The 18383-nt window shown below is 70.6% G+C and carries 16 protein-coding genes; 11 read left to right on the top strand and 5 right to left on the bottom strand.

All coding sequences use genetic code 11. The annotated features are described in order from the left end of the window. Positions 1-5 precede the first annotated feature (5 nt). From mreD to rodA, 3 genes are read left to right on the top strand one after another with little or no spacing between them, the layout of a single operon-like run. Positions 6-515: a rod shape-determining protein MreD gene (gene mreD, locus DAE25_RS19880; RefSeq protein WP_056885743.1), complete on the top strand. Its 510-nt coding sequence runs from the start codon at positions 6-8 to the stop codon at positions 513-515. Beyond that, positions 515-2650, top strand: a complete 2136-nt coding sequence (gene mrdA, locus DAE25_RS19875) for a penicillin-binding protein 2 (protein ID WP_107767866.1) — start codon at positions 515-517, stop codon at positions 2648-2650. Before mreD ends, mrdA begins: the two co-directional genes overlap by 1 nt. Positions 2651-2655: 5 nt before the next feature. Further along, positions 2656-3873, top strand: a complete 1218-nt coding sequence (gene rodA, locus DAE25_RS19870; RefSeq protein ID WP_107767865.1) for a rod shape-determining protein RodA — start codon at positions 2656-2658, stop codon at positions 3871-3873. Positions 3874-3876: 3 nt separating this feature from the next. Here the strand turns inward: rodA and DAE25_RS19865 are convergent, their stop codons facing one another. Further along, positions 3877-4875 (bottom strand): endonuclease/exonuclease/phosphatase family protein, encoded by a 999-nt coding sequence (locus DAE25_RS19865; RefSeq protein ID WP_159083859.1) that lies wholly within the window; start codon positions 4873-4875, stop codon positions 3877-3879. 121 nt (positions 4876-4996) lie between these two features. Between DAE25_RS19865 and DAE25_RS19860 the strand changes: the two genes are divergently transcribed. The 4 genes from DAE25_RS19860 (at position 4997) to DAE25_RS24035 (ending at position 8531) form a co-directional block, all read left to right on the top strand. Then, complete coding sequence (locus tag DAE25_RS19860; protein WP_199907696.1) at positions 4997-6979, top strand: TIGR03960 family B12-binding radical SAM protein; 1983 nt, start codon at positions 4997-4999, stop codon at positions 6977-6979. 28 nt (positions 6980-7007) lie between these two features. Next, positions 7008-7847 carry a hypothetical protein gene (locus tag DAE25_RS19855; RefSeq protein WP_107767862.1) on the top strand — a complete coding sequence of 280 codons (840 nt, stop codon included), beginning with the start codon at positions 7008-7010 and terminating at the stop codon, positions 7845-7847. Next, positions 7844-8248: a hypothetical protein gene (locus tag DAE25_RS24040; protein ID WP_234411165.1), complete on the top strand. Its 405-nt coding sequence runs from the start codon at positions 7844-7846 to the stop codon at positions 8246-8248. Before DAE25_RS19855 ends, DAE25_RS24040 begins: the two co-directional genes overlap by 4 nt. A 109-nt stretch (positions 8249-8357) precedes the next feature. After that, entirely contained in the window at positions 8358-8531 is a 174-nt protein-coding gene (locus DAE25_RS24035) for a hypothetical protein (protein WP_234411164.1), read from the top strand. Between the two features lie 15 nt (positions 8532-8546). On the opposite strand, the gene DAE25_RS19845 is transcribed toward DAE25_RS24035, so the two are convergent. Then, positions 8547-9692 carry an alpha/beta hydrolase family protein gene (locus tag DAE25_RS19845; RefSeq protein WP_267895274.1) on the bottom strand — a complete coding sequence of 382 codons (1146 nt, stop codon included), beginning with the start codon at positions 9690-9692 and terminating at the stop codon, positions 8547-8549. Between the two features lie 263 nt (positions 9693-9955). Here DAE25_RS19845 and DAE25_RS19840 point away from each other — a divergent pair, with 263 nt between their 5' ends. Then, positions 9956-11053, top strand: a complete 1098-nt coding sequence (locus tag DAE25_RS19840; RefSeq protein WP_107767861.1) for a class I SAM-dependent methyltransferase — start codon at positions 9956-9958, stop codon at positions 11051-11053. Beyond that, a complete protein-coding gene (locus DAE25_RS19835; RefSeq protein WP_107767860.1) occupies positions 11050-12669 on the top strand; it encodes a glycosyltransferase family 2 protein in 1620 nt (539 codons plus the stop codon). The genes DAE25_RS19840 and DAE25_RS19835 overlap by 4 nt, the downstream gene beginning before the upstream one ends. On the opposite strand, the gene DAE25_RS19830 is transcribed toward DAE25_RS19835, so the two are convergent. From DAE25_RS19830 to DAE25_RS19820, 3 genes are all read right to left on the bottom strand, one after another. Next, on the bottom strand, positions 12659-13768 hold the full coding sequence (locus tag DAE25_RS19830; protein ID WP_107767859.1) for an NAD-dependent epimerase/dehydratase family protein: 1110 nt from the start codon (positions 13766-13768) through the stop codon (positions 12659-12661). The two genes, DAE25_RS19835 and DAE25_RS19830, sit on opposite strands and share 11 nt — an antisense overlap. Before the next feature lie 68 nt (positions 13769-13836). Then, positions 13837-14901, bottom strand: coding sequence for an acyltransferase family protein (locus tag DAE25_RS19825; RefSeq protein ID WP_159083858.1), 1065 nt, complete (start codon positions 14899-14901; stop codon positions 13837-13839). Positions 14902-14955: 54 nt separating this feature from the next. Next, a complete protein-coding gene (locus tag DAE25_RS19820; protein ID WP_159083857.1) occupies positions 14956-15786 on the bottom strand; it encodes a hypothetical protein in 831 nt (276 codons plus the stop codon). A 235-nt stretch (positions 15787-16021) separates the two neighbouring features. Here DAE25_RS19820 and DAE25_RS19815 point away from each other — a divergent pair, with 235 nt between their 5' ends. Together DAE25_RS19815 and DAE25_RS19810 are read left to right on the top strand one after the other, a co-directional pair. Then, the gene (locus DAE25_RS19815; protein WP_107767856.1) at positions 16022-17272 is read left to right on the top strand and encodes a polysaccharide biosynthesis protein; all 1251 of its coding nucleotides are present in this window, start codon (positions 16022-16024) and stop codon (positions 17270-17272) included. 61 nt (positions 17273-17333) lie between these two features. Further along, positions 17334-18377 (top strand): glycosyltransferase family 4 protein, encoded by a 1044-nt coding sequence (locus DAE25_RS19810; protein ID WP_159083856.1) that lies wholly within the window; start codon positions 17334-17336, stop codon positions 18375-18377. Positions 18378-18383 lie beyond the last annotated feature (6 nt).

Genomic DNA, 18383 nt, shown 5'->3' with positions numbered 1-18383 from the left:
CAGGGATGAGCCGCGCCCGCGTCCTCGTCGCGCTCGCCGCCGTCGTGGTGGCGCTCGTCCTCCAGGTCTCGCTGTTCCCGCACCTGGCCTGGCAGGGGATCGTCCCCAACCTGTGCCTGCTCGTGGTGGTCGCCGCCGCGCTGACCATCCCCGCCCCGTCGGCCCTGCTGCTGGGCTTCGCCGCCGGGGTCGCGCTCGACCTCGCGCCGCCCGCCGACCACGTGGCCGGCCGCTGGGCGCTGGCGCTGACCGTCGTCGCCTTCCTGGCCGCCCGCGTCCGCCAGGACGTCCGCCCGACCGCGGTGGCCGTCGTCGCCACGGTGGCCGCGGCGTCGTTCATCGGCACCTCGATCTTCGCCCTCACCGGGCTGCTGCTCGGCGACGCCTGGTCGGTCGCGGAGCTGCTCCAGGTCATCGTGGTGGCCGTCGTGTGGGACGTCCTGCTCACCCCGTTCGTGCTGCCGCCCCTGATGAAGCTGTTCGGCCGGCTCGACCCGCAGCGGATGACGGCCTGATGGGTGCGGTCAACGGCTCGCAGCGCAGCCGCCTGCGCCTGGTGGTGGTCCAGGCCCTCGTCTTCTCGCTGTTCGCGACGCTCTTCGTACGCCTCTACTACCTCCAGGTGGTCGGCGGTGACGACTACCAGGCGATGGCCGCCGACCAGTCGGTGCGCGACATCGTCGTGCAGCCGCAGCGCGGCCTGATCGTCGACAACCAAGGTCGTCCGCTCGTCGCCAACCGCACCTCGTGGGTCATCTCGCTCGATCGCAACCTGATGGACAAGATGACCGACCGGCAGCGCACCGAGCTGGTGCGCCGGGTGTCGGTGGTCGTGGGGGAGACCCCCGAGGCGATCGAGCGGCGGCTCGTGACCTGCGGCCACGAGGGCAGCGTCCGCGGCACCTGCTGGAACGGCTCGCCGTACCAGCCCGTCCCGGTGGCCACCGACGTCACCAAGGACGTCGCGCTGCGCGTGCTCGAGCAGCCCGAGGACTACCCGGGCGTGGTCGCCGAGCAGCAGAGCGTGCGCGCCTACCCCGAGCCCTACGGCGTCAACCTCGCCCACGTGCTCGGCTACCTCAGCCCGATCACCGAGGACGAGTACGACGCCGCCGCCGAGGCCGACGACAGGTCGCTCAACGGCGGCTCCTCGGTCGGCCGGGCCGGTGTCGAGAAGCAGTACGACGAGTGGCTGCGCGGCCTGCCCGGCTACCGCCGCGTCGCGGTCGACTCGATGGGCCGCGTCCTCGGCGACGACTCGCTGGTGGAGAGCACGCCGGGCGACACCCTGGTCACCTCCATCGACGCCAAGGTGCAGAGCGTCGTGGAGAAGCAGCTCGCCGAGCGGATCAAGGTGCAGCGAGGGACCCTCGACACGGTGACCGGTCGCAACTACGTGGCCGACTCCGGTGCCGCGGTGGTGCTCGAGGCGAAGACGGGGCGGGTCGTCGCGATGGCCAGCCAGCCGACGTACGACCCCGGCGTGTGGGTCGGGGGCATCAGCAACAGCGAGCTCGAGCGCCTCTACTCCGAGAAGGCCGGCACGCCGCTGCTCTCCCGCGCGACCCAGGGCCAGTTCGCCCCCGGCTCCACCTGGAAGCCCTTCATGACCGCCGGTGCCCTCCAGAACGGCTACGGCACCGACACCACGCTCCCGTGCTCGAGCGGGTTCCAGGTCGGCAACCGGGTCTTCAAGAACTACGAGTCCGGCGCCTACGGCAACATCGGCTTCGCCAAGGCGCTCGAGGTCTCCTGCAACACCTTCTTCTACCGGATCGGCTACGACTACTGGCAGCGCTTCGGCTCCGACGTCGACGACGTCGACGCCAAGGACCCGCTCGTCGAGGAGGCCAAGACCTTCGGTTTCGGCTCCCGCACCGGGATCGACATCCCCGGCGAGGCGCCCGGACGCATCGCCGACCGGCAGTGGAAGCGTGACTACTACGAGTCGATGAAGGACTACTACTGCGGCATCGCGGGCAAGCCGCAGGACGCCAAGACGAGCGACTTCGTCTACAAGTTCGCCGCCGAGTTCTGCATCGAGGGCTACGCCTACCGGGCCGGTGACGCGGTCAACTTCGCCATCGGGCAGGGCGACACGATCGTCACCCCGCTCCAGCTGGCCCGGGCCTACGCCGCCCTCTCCAACGGCGGTACCCTGTGGCAGCCCACCGTCGCGAAGGCCGTCGTGAGCCCCTCGGGCGAGGTGCTGCGACGTATCGCGCCGAAGAAGTCCGGCACGGTCGACGTGCCGCGGCGCTACCTCGACTACATCGACGGGGCCCTCGAGAACGTCAGCCGCGTCGGCACCATGGCCTGGAAGCTGGTCGGCTTCCCGCTCGACGACGTCACGATCCGGGCCAAGACCGGCTCGGCGGAGGTCTACGGCAAGCAGTCGACCGGCTGGGTGGCCTCCTACACCGAGGACTACGTCGTCGTGATGATGATCAGCCAGGGCGGCACCGGCTCCGGCTCCACCGGCGACGGCATCCGCAAGATCTGGGAGACCCTCTACGGCGTCGAGGGCGAGCAGGTCCGCCCCCGCGAGGCCGCCATCCCCGGCACGGTCTCCCCGAAGACGCTGCCCAACTTCATGGAGGACGGCTCGATCATGCCGCCGGCCGTCAAGGGTGCGGGAGGGCTGTCGTGAGGACCATGACGAGCGCCCCGCCCGGACGACCGGCCCCCGGCAGGCAGGCCTCCGGGAGACAGGCGCTGCGGGCCCCCGGGCTCGACTGGCTGCTGATGGGCGCCGCCATGGGCCTGGTCGTCATCGGGACGCTGCTGGTCTGGTCGGCCACGTCGACGCGCGCGGACCTCACCGGCGGTGACGCCACGGCGTACCTGCGCAAGCAGCTGGTCAACGTGGCCATCGGCGTGGTGCTGATGGTGATGGTGCTGGCCACCGACCACCGCTGGGTGCGGATCCTGGCGCCGCTGGTCTACGTCGGCTCCATCGTCGGGCTCATCGGCGTGCTCGTCGCCGGCAGCACCATCAACGGCTCCCGCTCGTGGCTCCAGGTCGGCGGCATGTCGATCCAGCCGGCCGAGTTCGCCAAGCTGGCCGTGATCATCGGCATGGCCCTGCTGGTCGCCGAGCGCAGCGAGGGCCGGTGGCGCCGCGGCGTCAAGACGCCCGAGGTGCTGGGGATGCTGCTCATCGCCGGCGTCCCCGCCGCGCTCATCCTGCTCCAGCCCGACCTGGGCACGATGCTGGTGCTGACGGCGACGGTCTTCGGCGTGCTGGCGGTGGCCGGGGCGGCCCGTCGCTGGCTGGTCGGCCTCACCCTCGCCGGCGTCGTGGGCGCGGGCGTGGCGGTGGCGGCCGGGGTCCTCAAGGACTACCAGGTCGACCGCTTCATGGCCTTCACCAACCCCGGGCTCGACCCGCGCGGCGCCGGCTACAACACCGAGCAGGCGCGGATCGCGGTGGGCAACGGTGGCCTCTTCGGACAGGGCCTCTTCGAGGGCTCGCAGACCCGCTCGGGCTTCGTCCCCGAGCAGCACACCGACTTCATCTTCACCGTCGCCGGCGAGGAGCTCGGCCTCGTCGGGGCGGGCCTGGTCATCGCGCTGTTGGGCATCGTCATCTGGCGGGCGCTGGCCATCGCGATGGACACCGACGACGTCTTCGGCCGGGTCGCGGCGGCGGGCATCGCCTGCTGGTTCGGCTTCCAGGCCTTCCAGAACGTCGGCATGTGCCTGGGGATCATGCCGGTCACCGGGGTGCCCCTGCCGTTCGTGTCGTACGGCGGCTCGTCGATGTTCGCGGGCATGCTCGCGCTCGGGCTGCTCCAGAACGTCCACCTGCGGGCCTCGGCCCCGCTGCCCACCCGGTTCCTCGCGAGCCCCCGGGTGCTGGCCGGCCGGTAGGCCTCAGGCCCGGCGCTTGCGCGTCGGGCAGTCGGTCGAGGCCGGCACCACGTAGTCGACGACGACCCGCGCGTGGTCCGAGACGGACGAGCGCATCGCCTGGGCGCCGCGCGGCTCGAGGGTCGGGCTGGCCATCACGAAGTCGATGCGCGAGCCGTTGGGGCCGGTGCCCTCGGGACCCGAGCCGGCGACGGGCCAGGCGTCGACCAGCTGCGCCAGCAGCGGGCCGAGGGTCGGCGTGTTGGCGGTCGCGTTCATGTCGCCGCCGAGGATGGTCGGCTGCTCCTCGCCGGCGAGGATGCCGGCCACGTGGCGGGCCTGGGCCTCACGGAGCCCGACCAGCTTGTTCTGGAGGTGGGTGTTGTAGACCCGCACCTCCTGGCCGCCGACCTCGAGGCCGGCCCACTGGAGCCCGCGCGGCTCGCCGCCGGCGGAGTTGGGCAGCGGGAAGCGTCCGGAGTCGATGATCTCGAAGCGGGACAGGATGGCCGTGCCGTACTGCCCGTTGCCCTGCACGACGTTGGGGCTGAAGGCGCCCTCCATGCCCAGCGCCTCGGCGAAGTAGGCGACCTGGTCGATGCCGCCCGTACGACCGTGGAAGCGGTCGATCTCCTGCAGCAGCACGATGTCGGGGTCGAGCGCACGGATCTCCTGCGCGACCGTCGCGATGCCGCCGAAGGACCGGTGGGTGTTGAAGGAGACGACCCGGACGTCGACGGACTCCTGGAGCTTGCGGCACGCGATCGCCTCGATGCCGGGCGGGGGAGTGGGGATCTCCTCCGTGGCGCCCGCGCGGGGCTTCTCCGGCCTGCCGGGCTTCGCCGTCCCGTCCGCGGACGGCAGGGGGGTCTCGATGGTGACCGACGGCGTGGGCGTCGCGCCGGCGTCGATGCCCTCGGGCAGGTCGGCGCCGCGTCGGCGGTCGACCACGACGAGTGCGGCGATCACGCCGAGCACGAGCACCAGCAGCACCGCGCGCCCCAGCTGCTCCCGTCGTGTCACGCAGTGAAGTCTGCCCGGTGGGGCCAGCACTTTCGACCGGCCGGTGGCTTTTCGCGCACCGCCGTGCGCGGCGTACCCTTGAGGGCTGGTCCTTCCCCCGACTCTCCGAGGTGCTTCTCGCGTGTCCGTCTCCACCTCCGTGCCCGCTCCGGCGTCGGTCTTCCCGCTGCTGGAGTCCCGCCTCCCCTCGGTGCAGAAGCCGATCCAGTACGTCGGCGGCGAGCTCAACTCGACGGTGAAGTCCTGGAACTGCGCGGCGGAGTCCGAGGCAGGCGGCGAGAGCGTCCGCTGGGCCCTGATGTACCCCGACGCCTACGAGGTCGGCCTGCCCAACCAGGGCGTCCAGATCCTCTACGAGGTGCTCAACGAGCGCGACTGGATCGTCGCCGAGCGCACGTACGCCGTGTGGCCCGACATGGAGGCCGTCATGCGGGAGCACGACATCCCGCAGTTCACCGTCGACAGCCACCGTCCGGTGCGCGCCTTCGACGTCCTCGGGCTGTCGTTCTCCACCGAGCTCGGCTACACCAACATGCTCAACGCGCTCGACCTCGCGGGCATCGCCCTGCACGCGGTCGACCGCGGCGACGACGAGCCGATCGTGCTCGCCGGCGGCCACGCGGCCTTCAACCCCGAGCCGATCGCCGACTTCATCGACGCCGCCGTCCTCGGTGACGGAGAGGAGGTCGTGCTCGCGATCTCCGAGGTCGTCCGCGAGTGGAAGGCCGAGGGCCGCCCCGGCGGTCGCGACGAGCTGCTGCGCCGCCTCGCGGTGAGCGGCGGCGTCTACGTCCCGAAGTTCTACGACGTCGTCTACACCGCCGACGGCACCATCGAGGCCGTCGTCCCCAACAAGCCCGGCATCCCGTTCCGGGTCAGCAAGCACACGCTGATGGACCTCGACGCCTGGCCCTACCCGCGCAAGCCGCTGGTGCCGCTGGCCGAGACGGTGCACGAGCGCTTCAGCGTCGAGATCTTCCGCGGCTGCACCCGCGGCTGCCGCTTCTGCCAGGCCGGCATGATCACGCGGCCGGTGCGCGAGCGCTCGATCAAGACCATCGGCGACATGGTCGAGAACGGCATCCGCAAGTCCGGCTTCGAGGAGGTCGGCCTGCTCTCGCTCTCCAGTGCCGACCACACCGAGATCGGCGAGGTCGCCAAGGGCCTGGCCGACCGCTACGAGGGCTCCAACGTCTCGCTCTCGCTGCCGTCGACCCGCGTCGACGCCTTCAACATCTCGCTGGCCAACGAGTTCTCCCGCAACGGGCGCCGCTCGGGCCTCACCTTCGCCCCCGAGGGCGGCTCGGAGCGGATGCGCAAGGTGATCAACAAGATGGTCACCGAGGAGGACCTGATCAACACCGTCGCCGCGGCCTACTCCCACGGCTGGCGGCAGGTCAAGCTCTACTTCATGGTCGGCCTGCCGACCGAGACCGACGAGGACGTCCTCCAGGTCGCCGACCTCGCCAAGAAGGTCATCGCCAAGGGCCGCGAGGTCACCGGCCACAACGACATCCGTTGCACGGTGTCGATCGGCGGTTTCGTCCCCAAGCCGCACACGCCCTTCCAGTGGGCGGCCCAGCTCGACCACGAGACCACCGACAGCCGCCTCAAGAAGCTGCGCGACACCGTCCGCGAGGACAAGCGCTTCGGCCGGGCCATCGGCTTCCGCTACCACGACGGCAAGCCGGGCATCGTCGAGGGACTGCTGTCCCGCGGCGACCGCCGGGTCGGCCGCGTCATCGAGGAGGTCTGGCGCGACGGCGGTCGCTTCGACGGCTGGAGCGAGCACTTCTCCTACGACCGCTGGATGGCCGCCACCGAGCGCGGGCTCGCCGGCACCGGCGTCGACGTCGACTGGTACACCGTCCGCGAGCGCGAGTACGACGAGGTCCTGCCCTGGGACCACCTCGACTCGGGCCTCGACAAGGACTGGATGTGGGCCGACTGGGAGGACGCGCTCGCCGCCGCCGAGGGTGCCGACATCGAGGTCGAGGACTGCCGCTGGACGCCCTGCTACGACTGCGGCGTGTGCCCGGAGATGGGGACCGAGATCCAGATCGGCCCCACCGGCCAGACGTTGCTGCCGCTCTCCGTCGTGTAGGCCCCGGCTGCGTGCCAGACTCCGCCCCGTGCATCAGGTGCTGGACCTCGGGTCCCGGAAGTTCTGGCGGCTCACGGGCCGGGCGGTCGACCTCGACGGACGGGAGCGGTGGCTGGACGCGCCCGTCAGTCACTCGTCGAAGGTGACGTCGGCGTGGCTGGAGGCCGAGGCTGCACGGCACGGTGGGACCGTGGTCGAGGACGACCCGACGGCCGGCCTGCTGCCGTCCATGGCCGCCCTCGACGGACCCGGCTTCGACGCGCGACGACTGCGCCCGGAGATCCGCGACTTCTACGAGAACACCGCGGCGTGGCAGATGGAGGTGTGGACCGGCTGGTCTCCGCTCTTCTGGCCGGCGGGCGAGCTGGTCGCCCGGTTGTGGGGCCGGCGGGTCGAGCAGCTCGCCCTGCCGATGCGCCCGCTCGACGTGGCGCACGGGATGACCAGCCAGGTCACGCCCATCCGCGACCACCGGGGCGTCCAGGTCGCGGCCGCCTGGACGCGCACGCTGCGCCGGAGCGGTCGCACCGCGTTCAGCGGTGCCTACTCGACGCGCACCCTCCCGGGGGCCGACCGGGCGAGCGTCCACGTCGCGTTCCCGCTCGAGTCTGGCAACGTCCAGGTGTTCCTGCGCCCGTCGGTCGTCGACGACGGCGGGCTCCTCATGGAGTCGCCGAGCGGCGCGTTCGGCCAGGACGGCGCGTACGTCGTCGTACGGGACGCCGGCGACCATGCGGCCCGGGTGCCCCTCCACGAGAGGTTCCACGTGTACGTCGACCCCGACGGCGTCCCGCGCACCGACCACGAGCTGCGCCTCTGGAACGCCTCGGCGGTCCGGCTCCACTACAAGCTGGGGCGCGCCCGGTGACGATCCACACCTTCCACCTCGCCGAGGTCCCGGCCTCCGTGGGTGCCCGGGCGCTGGTGCGCCCGCCCGTGCCCGGCCGCTCCTCCGGGCTCGACCACGCCGAGTCGTTGTCGCTCATGCGGCTCGGGGCGCCCACCTTCTCGCCCGACCGCCTGCAGCTGGGTCGTCTGGCCGTCTTCGCGCAGTGGCGGGACGAGGCCGCGGTCGACCGCTTCCTGGAGGAGGACCCGCTCGGCCGGTCGCTCGCGCCGGGGTGGCACGTGCGCCTGGAGTTCCTGCGGCGCTGGTCGACGCTGGCGGCGCTGCCCGGCCTGCCGGTGCGCGCCGGGTCGTGGGAGCAGGACGAGCCCGTCGCCGCCGTGACCCTCGCCCGGATGCGCCTCGCCGAGGTCCCCCGCTAAGCCGGCCGAGCGGCTCGTACGCGACCACCCGGCGGCCACCCTCGCGCTCGCGGCCTTCCGGCCGCCCCGCACGATCGCGACGTTCTCGATCTGGCGCACCGTGCGCGAGATGGAGGAGATGGTGCACGGTCGCTCGGAGGGCCCGGGGACGCAGCGGCACTCCGCCGCGATGGCCGAGCAGGAGCGCCGGGGCTTCCACCACGAGTTCGCGACCTACCGCTTCCGGCCGATCTCCGAGCACGGTGCCTGGGAGGGGCGGACCGGCCTCGTGCCGCGGCCCTGAGGACGACCCGCGCCATCACCCGCGGCGGACGTCCAGCTGCTGGTCGAAGTAGCGGATGGTGCGGTCCATGCCGGCGAAGAAGGCGGGCCCGAAGGCGTGCCCGTCGTCGTACCACGCGAGGGTGCTGTCGACCCCGGCCCGCTGCATGGCCGACTGCGTGGCGCGCGCCCACGCCGGGGGACAGGTGTCGTCGAAGCGACCGTGCACGAGGAGCACCGGCTCGGTGATCTCGTCGAGGTAGGGCCGCGCCGAGGCGGCCCGCCAGAAGTCCGGTCGCTGCTCGGGCAGCCCGTGGGCCTGCACGATGGCCTCCTCGCGCGCGTCGCCGTCGGGCCGGATGAACTGGTTGAAGTTCTCACCCTCCAGGGAGGAGACCGAGGCCCACAGCGACCCCGCCTGCACCAGCCCGGGCTCCGCGATGAGGGCCTTCATCACCACGCCGCCGCCCATCGAGCGGCCCATCAGTGCTACCCGGTCGTCGTCGACGGGCACGTCGCGGGCGGCGCGCAGGGCCTTGACGGCCGCGATCACGTCGGCGGAGTAGCCCAAGCGCAGGTCCCGGTCCGAGCGCGGGTCGTCCGTCGACTCGGCGTGCCCGCGGTAGTCGACGTGCAGCGCGACGTACCCGCGACTCGCGAGGACCCCCCGCTCGCGGGTCATCCCCTGGCCGCGGACGTAGTAGGCGGGGTCGATGTAGCCGTGGGCCAGGACGACGGCGGGGAACGGGCCGCGCCCCGTCGGCACGTTGAGGACCCCGCTGATCGTGAATCGCCGCGTCCCGCGGTCGTCGGTGGTCGTGGTGCGATAGGTGACGTCGTACGACGTGTAGGCGGCCGTCCGCTCCCGCACGGCCCCCAGCCGGAGCCGGTCCCCGCGGTGCTCGCCGGCGGACAGGGCGGCCATCGACACCGGGTGCGGGGGCCGGGTGGGCTGCTCCGTGGGCTCCTCGGTGGGTGAGGACGAGGAGGCGGAGGGCGACGCGGACGGGGACGTGGTGTCCGACGCCTCGGGGGAGGCGGCGGAGGTGGCGGCGGGCGACTCCGGCGGCGACCCGGCGGAGTCCGGGTCGCCCGAGCACCCGGCCAGCACGAGCACCGCGCAGAGGGCGACGGCGAGCGCGCCGGTGGCCCCGGCGGCGGGGCGGCGTACGACCTTGGTCACGGCGAGGGCTCCTCGGGTCGGGACCTCCACAGTACGGGGGAGGCGGAGCGCAGGGTCGGGACAAGAGGGTCTGGGGGGAGAAGGTCATGGCGGCCGCTCAGCGCGAGGTCGCAGCGGCTGGAAGGGCGGCAGGAGTCGTCGGGCAGGTGGTCCCCTGTGGGTCGCTCGGTCCACATTCGAGGCTCGTCGGCACCCGTCTTGCCGATCCGGTTGCCGCGTTAGACTTCCGCGACGCAAGCCGCCAACCACCAGGAGCGACTCCTGTGCCGGACTCACCGAGTCACGCCAGCCCTACCTCGACGTCCTCGGACGACTACTCCGCCCACTACTACGCCGCGCACCTCGGCAGCGAGGAGGACTACTCCTGGGACACCGCTTCATGGCGTGAGTTCTTCCTGCGCGCGGCCACGAGGATCGTTGCCCTCCGGGCACCGAGCACGGTGCTGGACGTCGGATGCGCCAAGGGGCTGCTCGTGCAGGCACTGGTCGAGCGTGGTGTCGATGCCCGTGGCTTCGACATCTCGGAGTTCGCCATCGCCGGGGCGCACCCGGACGTGCGCGACCGGGTCTTCGTGGGGACGGCGACGGACCCGATCGCGGGACGTTTCGACCTCGTGACGTGCATCGAGGTGCTGGAGCACATGTCCTCGGACGAGGCGCAGCGGGCGATCGACCACATGTGCAGCGTCACCGACGCGATCCTCCTGTCGTCCAGCCCGAGCGACTTCGGCGAGCCGACCCACGTCAACGTCCAACAACCCGCCACCTGGGCGGCGTGGATGGCGGAGCGGGGCTTCTACCGCCGCACGGATGCCGACCTGTCCTTCCTCACTCCCTGGGCCGTGCTCTTCGAGCGCGCGTCGGTCACCACGCGCGACCTGGTGCACCGCTACGAGGCGCACATCGCGCCGCTCATCGGGGCCTCCGTCGAGATCCGCACCGCCCTGCTGGAGGCACACCGCGAGATCAGCGACCTCACCGAGCGCGTGCGCGCCGGTTCACCTGACCCGCAGCTGCGTCAGGAGCTGTCCGAGACGCAGGAGCAACTGTCCGAGGCCAACCACCACCTGCTCACGATGCGCGACCACGTGGTCGGCACCGAGGCGCAGGTGGGTCGGCTCAACCGCGACCTGGCCCTGGCCCTCTACCGGGCGAAGAAATTCGAGAACCGCGTCAAGATCGTCAAGGCGCGGCGCGAGGAGGTACGGACGAGGGCACGGCGCCTCAACCGCCGCCAAGGCGTGCTGACCAAGGAGCTCGAGGCCGCTCGACGCCGCGTCGAGGAGCTCGAGGGGGAGCTCGCCTCGCACCGCTCCTTGGCGCGTCGGGTGGCCAGCCGCGTGAAGAGGATGGCCCGGTGAGCTCGCCGGGTCCGCTCTTCTCCATCGTCACGCCCGTCTACGAGCCTCCGCTGGACGTCCTGGACGCGGCCATCGAGTCGGTGCTCGCCCAGGACTTCGACGACTGGGAGCTCATCCTGGTCGACGACCGCTCACCGTCCGAGGCGGTCCGGGAGCTGCTACGCGGCCACGCCGAGCGCGACCCGCGCATCACGCTCGTGGAGCGCGCCGACAACGGCCACATCGTCGCTGCGAGCAACGACGGCATCGCGCTCGCGCGGGGGACCTTCGTCGTGCTCCTCGACCACGATGACCTGCTGGCACCCCAGGCGCTGCGACGCAACGCCGAGGAGATCGCCGATCGTGCGGAGGTGGACTACCTCTACTCCGACGAGGACAAGGTCGACGAGGACGGCACGTTCTGGGGTCGCTTCCACAAGCCCGACTGGTCGCCGGAGCGTCTGCGGGGTCAGATGTACACCTCGCACCTGTCCGTGATCCGTCGTGAGGTGCTCGAGCGGGTCGGCGGGTTCCGGACGGGCTTCGACGGCTCCCAGGACCACGACCTGGCGCTGAGGGTCGGTGAGGTGGCCCGCGAGGTCGTCCACATCCCGGAGGTCCTCTACCACTGGCGGGTGATCGTAGGCTCCGCTGCGGCCGACATCGATGCCAAGCCCTACGCGCACGAGGCGGGGAAGAGGGCGGTGCAGGAGCACCTGGACCGGGTTGGCATCCGGGCCTCGGTCCAGGACGGCGTCGAGGCCGGCCGTTACCGCATCGTCCGGGACCTGGCGGCCGAGCACCGCGTCTCGCTGGTCATCCCCACGATCGGGCAGAGCTCGTCGGTCTTCGGCACGCGCCGCGAACTCATCGTCGAGGCCGTGCGCACCGCGCTGCAGAAGACCAGCCACGGCGACGTCGAGGTGGTGGTCGTCTACGACTCACCCACGCCCGACGGGGTGCTCGACCACCTGCGAGACGTGGCCGGGGACTCATTGAGGTTGGTCGAGTTCGATGAGCCGTTCAACTACAGCCGCAAGATGAACGTGGGGGTGCTGCACTCCACGGGGGACCGGGTGGTCTTCCTCAACGACGACGTCGAGGTCATCAGCCACGGGTGGCTCGAGCAGCTGGTCGCGCCCCTCGACGAGACCGACGTCGGGATGACCGGCGCCAAGCTCTACTTCGCCGACAGCACCATTCAGCACGCCGGGCACGGTTACTGGGGTGGGCACTACCACCACCCCTTCTGCTTCCGGCCCGGGAGTGAGTCCGGTCCGTTCGGCGAGCTGGTCGTCAACCGGGAGGTCTCCGGTGTCACCGCCGCCTGCGCTGCCATGCGACGCGACACCTTCGACCAGATCGGCGGGTTCGCAGAGTCGCTCCCGGTCAACTTCAACGACGTCGACCTGAGCTACAAGGTCACCTCCGCCGGTCTCCGCATCGTGTGGGTGGCCAACTGCGAGCTCTTCCACTTCGAGTCCCAGACCCGCGAGCGATCGGCACACGTGTGGGAGCGTCAGCGGGTCGTGGAGAGATGGGGCATCCCCGGCCGCGACTCCTTCACGCCCGCGCCATCGGCGTGGCCCATGCTCCGCCACCCCGCGGTGTTCGACCTCGAGATCCTCAACCGCTAGTCGGAGCTTCGGCGGCCGCCTGCTGGGCGATCCACCCCTGCAGGGCCGCGATGCCATCCGCGAGACCCCAGCGCGGCGACCAATCGAGGGCCCCCAAGGTCTCGGTGATGTCGCAGGCCGCGTGACGCACATCGCCGTCGCGGAACTGACCTGTGACGTGTGGGGCGGGAGCGCCATGGAAGTCGGCCACGGTCCGCGCGAGGTCGCGAATGGTGGTTCGCGTGCCCGTACCGACATCGACGAGGCGGAATCGCTCGGGTGGACTGGCAATTGCTGCGACCAGGGCGTCTGCCACGTCGTCGATGAAGACGAAGTCCCGGGTGATCTCGCCGTCCTCGTAGAGCGGGATCGACCTTCCCCCGCGGGCCATCTGGGAGAACAGCGACACGATGCCGGTGTAGGGGTTGGTGAGTGATTGGCCGACGCCGTAGACGTTCTGCAGGCGCAGCACCGACAAGGACGTGTCGTGCGACCCGGCCCACGACGACAGGATGTGCTCCTGCGCAAGCTTGGTGCTGCCGTAGACGCTCGACGGCGCAGGAACCGTCTCTGCAGCCGAGTTGGGGAGGTGCTCAGCGTCAGGGAAGTCCCACAGCCCCGCGGCGAGCTGCGCGTGCGTCCGGGCGCCCGGCTGGAACCTCGAGCCGTCGGCTCGGCGCCACGTGCCCTCGCCGTAGACGGCGCGGCTGCTCGTCAGCACGAGCTGCGCTGGAACGACACCTGCTCGGGTCAAGCCGTCGAGGAGCTCGGTCGTGCCCACGACGTTCACCCTGCCGTGACGCGAGCTCTCGCTCAGCGACTGGGCCGTGCCCGTCTCCGCCGCGAGGTGCACGACCACGTCGGGACGGAACCCGGTGAGCAACGAGTCCCAGGCGGCCGGGTCGGTGACGTCCCCCACGACCAGTTGCGCCGCGTCGTGCAAGGCGGCGGGACGCTCGCTCACGGCGTGCACCTGGGGGTGGAGGTTGTCCAGCACGACCCAGCGGTCGGCGAGAGGAGCCAGGCGTTCGGCCAGGGCGCACCCGATGAATCCGGCGCCGCCGGTGACGAGGACCGAACCGGGACGGGGTGACGCACGGAGGGTGGGGTCGGAGGTCATGCGGGGCTGTGCCTTTCGGGAGGAGGACGTGCGTCGGTCGGTAAGGGTTGGTGACGAGCCTGAATGCGTCAGACCGTGCGACGGGTGGGCCGTGGCTTGCGGCGGAGGGCCGGACGTTCGATGAGGCGCCAGGAGGCGATGGCCAGCACCCACACGATCGGCGTGCTGACGGCCATCACGACCCACGGGTTGTCGACTCCCGCCTGGACCAAGGTCTGCTGGATGGGGAAGGCCCATATGTAGACGCCGTAGGACGCGTCTCCGTAGCGCACGAGCGGTCGACCGATCACCGGTACGGCGTACGCGAACCAGTACGAGAGGTAGACCGCAGCAACGGTCCAGATGACGACGCGCAGTGGGTCCGGGCCAAGTCCGGCGAGCACGCAGATCGGGACCAGGGCGACTGCGGCTGGCCACCACAGCACGATCTGCTCTCGCCAGGAGTAGGCAGCGGCACCGACGGCGAAGGCTGCGATGACGTAGGTGGCTCCGACAGCCTCGGAGGTCACGGTCACCCACCAGCCCGCCCAGACGAGGCTGGCGCCCGCCACGATGGTGACCACGAGCCGGCGAGCGAGGAGGCCGCTGATACCGAGCACGAACAAGCAGAAGTAGGCGAAGACCTCGACCGGAAGGCTCCAGAGTGGTCCGTTCACCCCGGGGTAGAGGTTGTCCTCGAAGACTCCCGGGAGGGGCGCGCCGAACGTGTAGAGAGCGGTGACCCGCACGGGATAGATCCACGTCTCCCACGACGAGAAGTAGTCCGCTCCCGACAGCTTCGTCACCGCTGGGCCGAGCACGAATGCGGTGACGACGGCGACGGTGAAGAGCGCCGGCAGCAGTCGCAGGGCCCGCTTGGTCCAGAAGTCCCGGGATCTGGGGTCGTGCTCCCAGCTGCGACGGATCAGCAGTCCGCTGACGGCGAAGAAGACAAGGACTGCGACGTTGCCCAGCGTCGTGCCGAAGACTGCCAACGGCTCGGCGAGACCCAGCAGGGCGAAGGAATGGGATACCAGCACGGACCAGGCCGCGACCAGTCGGAGTACGTCGAAGTTGTTGTCGCGGGTGCCGAGGCGATCGGCCAGTCGCACGGGCCCCCAGGTGCGAGGGGCGGCCGCTGTGTCGCCGGTCATGACTTCAACCCCCATGGTCCGCGAGGCTAGCAATGCAGACGAGTGCGCGCCGAATCAGCCCACCACGTCGCGCAGGGCCCGCAGCTCTCCAGTGATGACGTCGTGCACGGGCAGGTGCCAGATCTCCTCGAGGCGGTCCTGGCCGGCGAGGTACGTCAGGTTGCCGTGGGGATCCCGAGACTCCCGGATCCTTGATTCGACGTAGCCGCTGGCGACGTCCGGGGTCGGCAGGTCACCGAGACGGTCCCGGCGTACGAAGAAGGCATTGTTGCCGCTGGAGTTGCACCCCACCAGCGAGTACCCGTTCTCCTCGCCGAGCAGGCACAGCGCTCGCAGCGATGCCCCGAAGTAGAGATTGGAGTGGTGGGCGGCTCGCCGGGTGAAGGCGGGGTCGTACGGCACCGTCACCGCTGCGTCACGGCCGAACACGCTGTTGTACTCCGCCACGACGATGACCGGCGAGATGACGTCGATGGCCTTCCAGATCCAGTAGTCGTTGCCGTCGATGTCGATGCTCAGCAGCCCGATCTCGTCGGTGAAGCCCGCCTCGCGGAAGATGTCGTTGATGTTGTCCCGGGTGATGAAGCTGGCAACGGCGGTGAGGTCGTGCATCCAGTACTCCGGAAGGCGCTTGATGGTGGAGACGTTGGTCTCGCTGCCGTCGATGACCAGTCCTCGCCAGTTGTCCTTGCGGAGCAGGAAACGGGTGTTCGACTCGCGGTAGGTCTCCACCCCGAACTCGACGAAGGACTCAGGAACGCCGTCGAGGTGCCGGAGGAGAAACTGGATGATGCCGTCCTCGCCGAACTGCGAGAAGACCTTGAACTCGGCCTCCGCCAACGACGTCACCTCGCGCGGAAGCTGGGTGGCCAGCATTCGGCCCATCAGGGCCCGGTTGTGCTCTACCTCCGCAACGACCGCACCGGGAGTGTGCCGCCGTAGCTGCTGCAACGCATGCGCGAGCCGCGGGGCACGCACCACCAACTGCTCTCGCAACATCTCGGGACCCTCCTGTCGTCACCCGTCGAGGACAGGCGTGACCCTACACACGCCGCCGCCGCGCTGGAGTCGACATCGGGCCGGGACCGCTCGACTACCCTTGGCGCTCGTGCCGTCCAGGATGTTCGACCTGCGCAACCCGGGTGGACTCGTCCTCATGGCCGCCCTCGTCAGTGGGGTGACCGGATACCTCGTGCTGATCCTGGCGGCGCGCACGTTGTCACCGGCGACGAACGCATACTTCCTGGTGTTCTGGGGTGCTCTGTTCTCCGTCTACGGCGTGCTCACGGGTCTGACCACCGAGACGACCCGTGCCGTGGTCGCCAGCAGGGGCCGCTCGGGCCGAACCCGTGTCGTGCCTGTCGTGCTGTCGGTCGGCGTCGCAATGACCGCTGGCCTGGCTGCCAGTGGGGCGATGTGGGCGCCCAGGCTGTTCGGATCCGACTGGGTGTCCCTGCTGGTGGTGACCACCACGGGTGTGCTCCTGTTTGCGGTCCACTCGAGCCTGGCCGGTGCTGCGTCCGGCACGGGCGAGTGGCGGGCCTACAGCCTGCTGGTCGCGGTCGAACCGAGCCTCCGGCTCGTGCTCACCGCCCTGGCCGCGGCGCTGTCCGCCCCGCTTCTCGGATTTGCCTGGGCCACGGCAGCCGCGTCCGGCGCGTGGCTGGTGCTCAGCGTCGTCTCCCGGCGTTACCGCGCATTGTGGGCGGTCCGGTCCGACGTCGACCCGCGTGGACTCTACGGCCGGTTGCTGGCGGCCTGCGCTGCTGCGGCGGCGTCATCGCTGCTCCTCGTGGGTTACCCGGTCCTCCTCGGCCTGACCACCGACCAGGTGGTGTTCGAGACCGCTGCACCGCTCATGCTGGCCGTCTCCCTGTCGCGGGCGCCCCTGCTCGTGCCCCTCGGCGCCTACCAGAACGTGCTGGTGACAAGGGTCGTGCTGCGGGGGCCCCGCGCGGTGCTCCCGGCTCTGCTCGTCCTGGCGGGGCTGACGTGCCTGGGGACAGTGCTCGCCTGGCTGATCGGTCCCTGGACGCTGCGGATCGTCAATCCGGACTATCTCGTCTCCGGTGCAATCTTTGCGACCCTCCTTGTCGCCAGCGGTTTGCTCGCCCTGCTCACGGTGTCGGGCGCGGTGGCCATCGGGCTCAACCGTCATGTGATCTTCCTCGCCGGTTGGATCGTCGCGACAGTGGTGGCGTTCGGCGTTCTGCTCATACCGGGCTCGCTCGAGGCCAGGGTCATCGGGTCACTCCTTCTCGGCCCCGTCGCCGGGACCCTGGTGCATCTGACGGCGCTGCACGGCAGATCGGTTAGGTTTGCCCGTCCCAGCCTGCAGGAGTCCGGCACGGTGAGAGATGAGGGGAACTGACGTGGGGGATCGTCCGCTTGTGCTGGTGGACCTGTTGTCGTACACAGGCACCAAGGGTGGGATGGAGACGTACACCCGAGAGCTCTACCGCCAGCTGGGCCGGATGGACACGGGCCTCGACTTCGTCGCGCTCGCCAGCAAGGAGGGCGCTCGGTTGGACCTGTCCTGGTTTCCCGGCGATGTGATCCGGTCCCGGATGAGCGGTGAGAACCGGTTCGTCTGGGCCTTCGGCGAGCTGGTCGGCTCCGGTTGGCATGCCCGGCGACGACAGGCCGACCTGGTGCACTGCCCGGCGACACTCGGGCCGATCCGCACCTCGATGCCCACGGTCATCACCCTGCACGACATGCTCTACTGGAGCCATCCCGACCTGATGACGACGCCTCTCTACACGCGTCCGGTGATGTGGATGGAGCGACGAGCCGCGGCCAATGCGAGGCGCCTGATCACCGACAGCCAGGTCTCCGCGGACGAGATCGTCAAGTACCTCGGCTTCCCCCGCGAGCGCCTGCACGTGGTGCTGCTCGCGGCCGACCGTCCCGAGGAGGTCCCGTTCGTGGACCGGGCGGCCGAGAACCTGCTCCTGGCCAGCGGACAGCGTCGCCCGCACAAGAACTGGGACCGGCTGATCCGCGCCATGGCCCTGGTCGACGAGGAGGACCGGCCCCGCTTGGTGATCACGGGCGGTCGCGGTGAGGACCCCCTCGCCGCGGTGGTCACCGAGACCGGGATGGGTGAGTGGGTCGAGCTGCGGGGCTGGGTGGAGGACGACGAGCTGCGAGGATTACGTAGCCGTGCGCGCGCGATGGTCTTCCCGACCCTGGCCGAGGGTTTCGGCCTGCCGGTGCTGGAGGCCATGGTCGAGGGACTACCCGTGCTGGCCTCGGACCTCCCCGTGCTGCGTGAGGTGGGCGGGGACGCGGCGCTCTGGTTCGATCCGCTCGACCTGGAATCCATCGCGGGCGCGATCCGTACGGTCTCCACCCGTCCTGACGTGCTGCCGGCCATGGCGGCCGCCGGATTGGAGCAGGCGGCGCAGTTCTCGTGGGAGCGGGTCGCCGAGGAAACGTTGGCGATCTTCGAGCTCACCCTCGCCGGGCGCTGAAGGCGC

The organism is Nocardioides terrigena (genome assembly GCF_003047265.1).
Classification (GTDB): Bacteria; Actinomycetota; Actinomycetes; order Propionibacteriales; family Nocardioidaceae; genus Nocardioides; species Nocardioides terrigena.
Note: the sequence above shows the minus strand (reverse complement) of the source record. Positions and strands in the feature narration are given on the sequence as shown.

Coding starts and splice junctions, on each gene's coding strand:
- DAE25_RS19815 (WP_107767856.1), top strand. CDS start 16,022: ATGTTCGACCTGCGCAACCCGGGTGGACTCGTCCTCATGGCCGCCCTC.
- DAE25_RS19830 (WP_107767859.1), bottom strand. CDS start 13,768: ATGACCTCCGACCCCACCCTCCGTGCGTCACCCCGTCCCGGTTCGGTC.
- DAE25_RS24035 (WP_234411164.1), top strand. CDS start 8,358: ATGGAGGAGATGGTGCACGGTCGCTCGGAGGGCCCGGGGACGCAGCGG.
- mreD (WP_056885743.1), top strand. CDS start 6: ATGAGCCGCGCCCGCGTCCTCGTCGCGCTCGCCGCCGTCGTGGTGGCG.
- rodA (WP_107767865.1), top strand. CDS start 2,656: ATGACGAGCGCCCCGCCCGGACGACCGGCCCCCGGCAGGCAGGCCTCC.
- DAE25_RS19825 (WP_159083858.1), bottom strand. CDS start 14,901: ATGACCGGCGACACAGCGGCCGCCCCTCGCACCTGGGGGCCCGTGCGA.
- mrdA (WP_107767866.1), top strand. CDS start 515: ATGGGTGCGGTCAACGGCTCGCAGCGCAGCCGCCTGCGCCTGGTGGTG.
- DAE25_RS19820 (WP_159083857.1), bottom strand. CDS start 15,786: ATGGGCCGAATGCTGGCCACCCAGCTTCCGCGCGAGGTGACGTCGTTG.
- DAE25_RS19810 (WP_159083856.1), top strand. CDS start 17,334: ATGGAGACGTACACCCGAGAGCTCTACCGCCAGCTGGGCCGGATGGAC.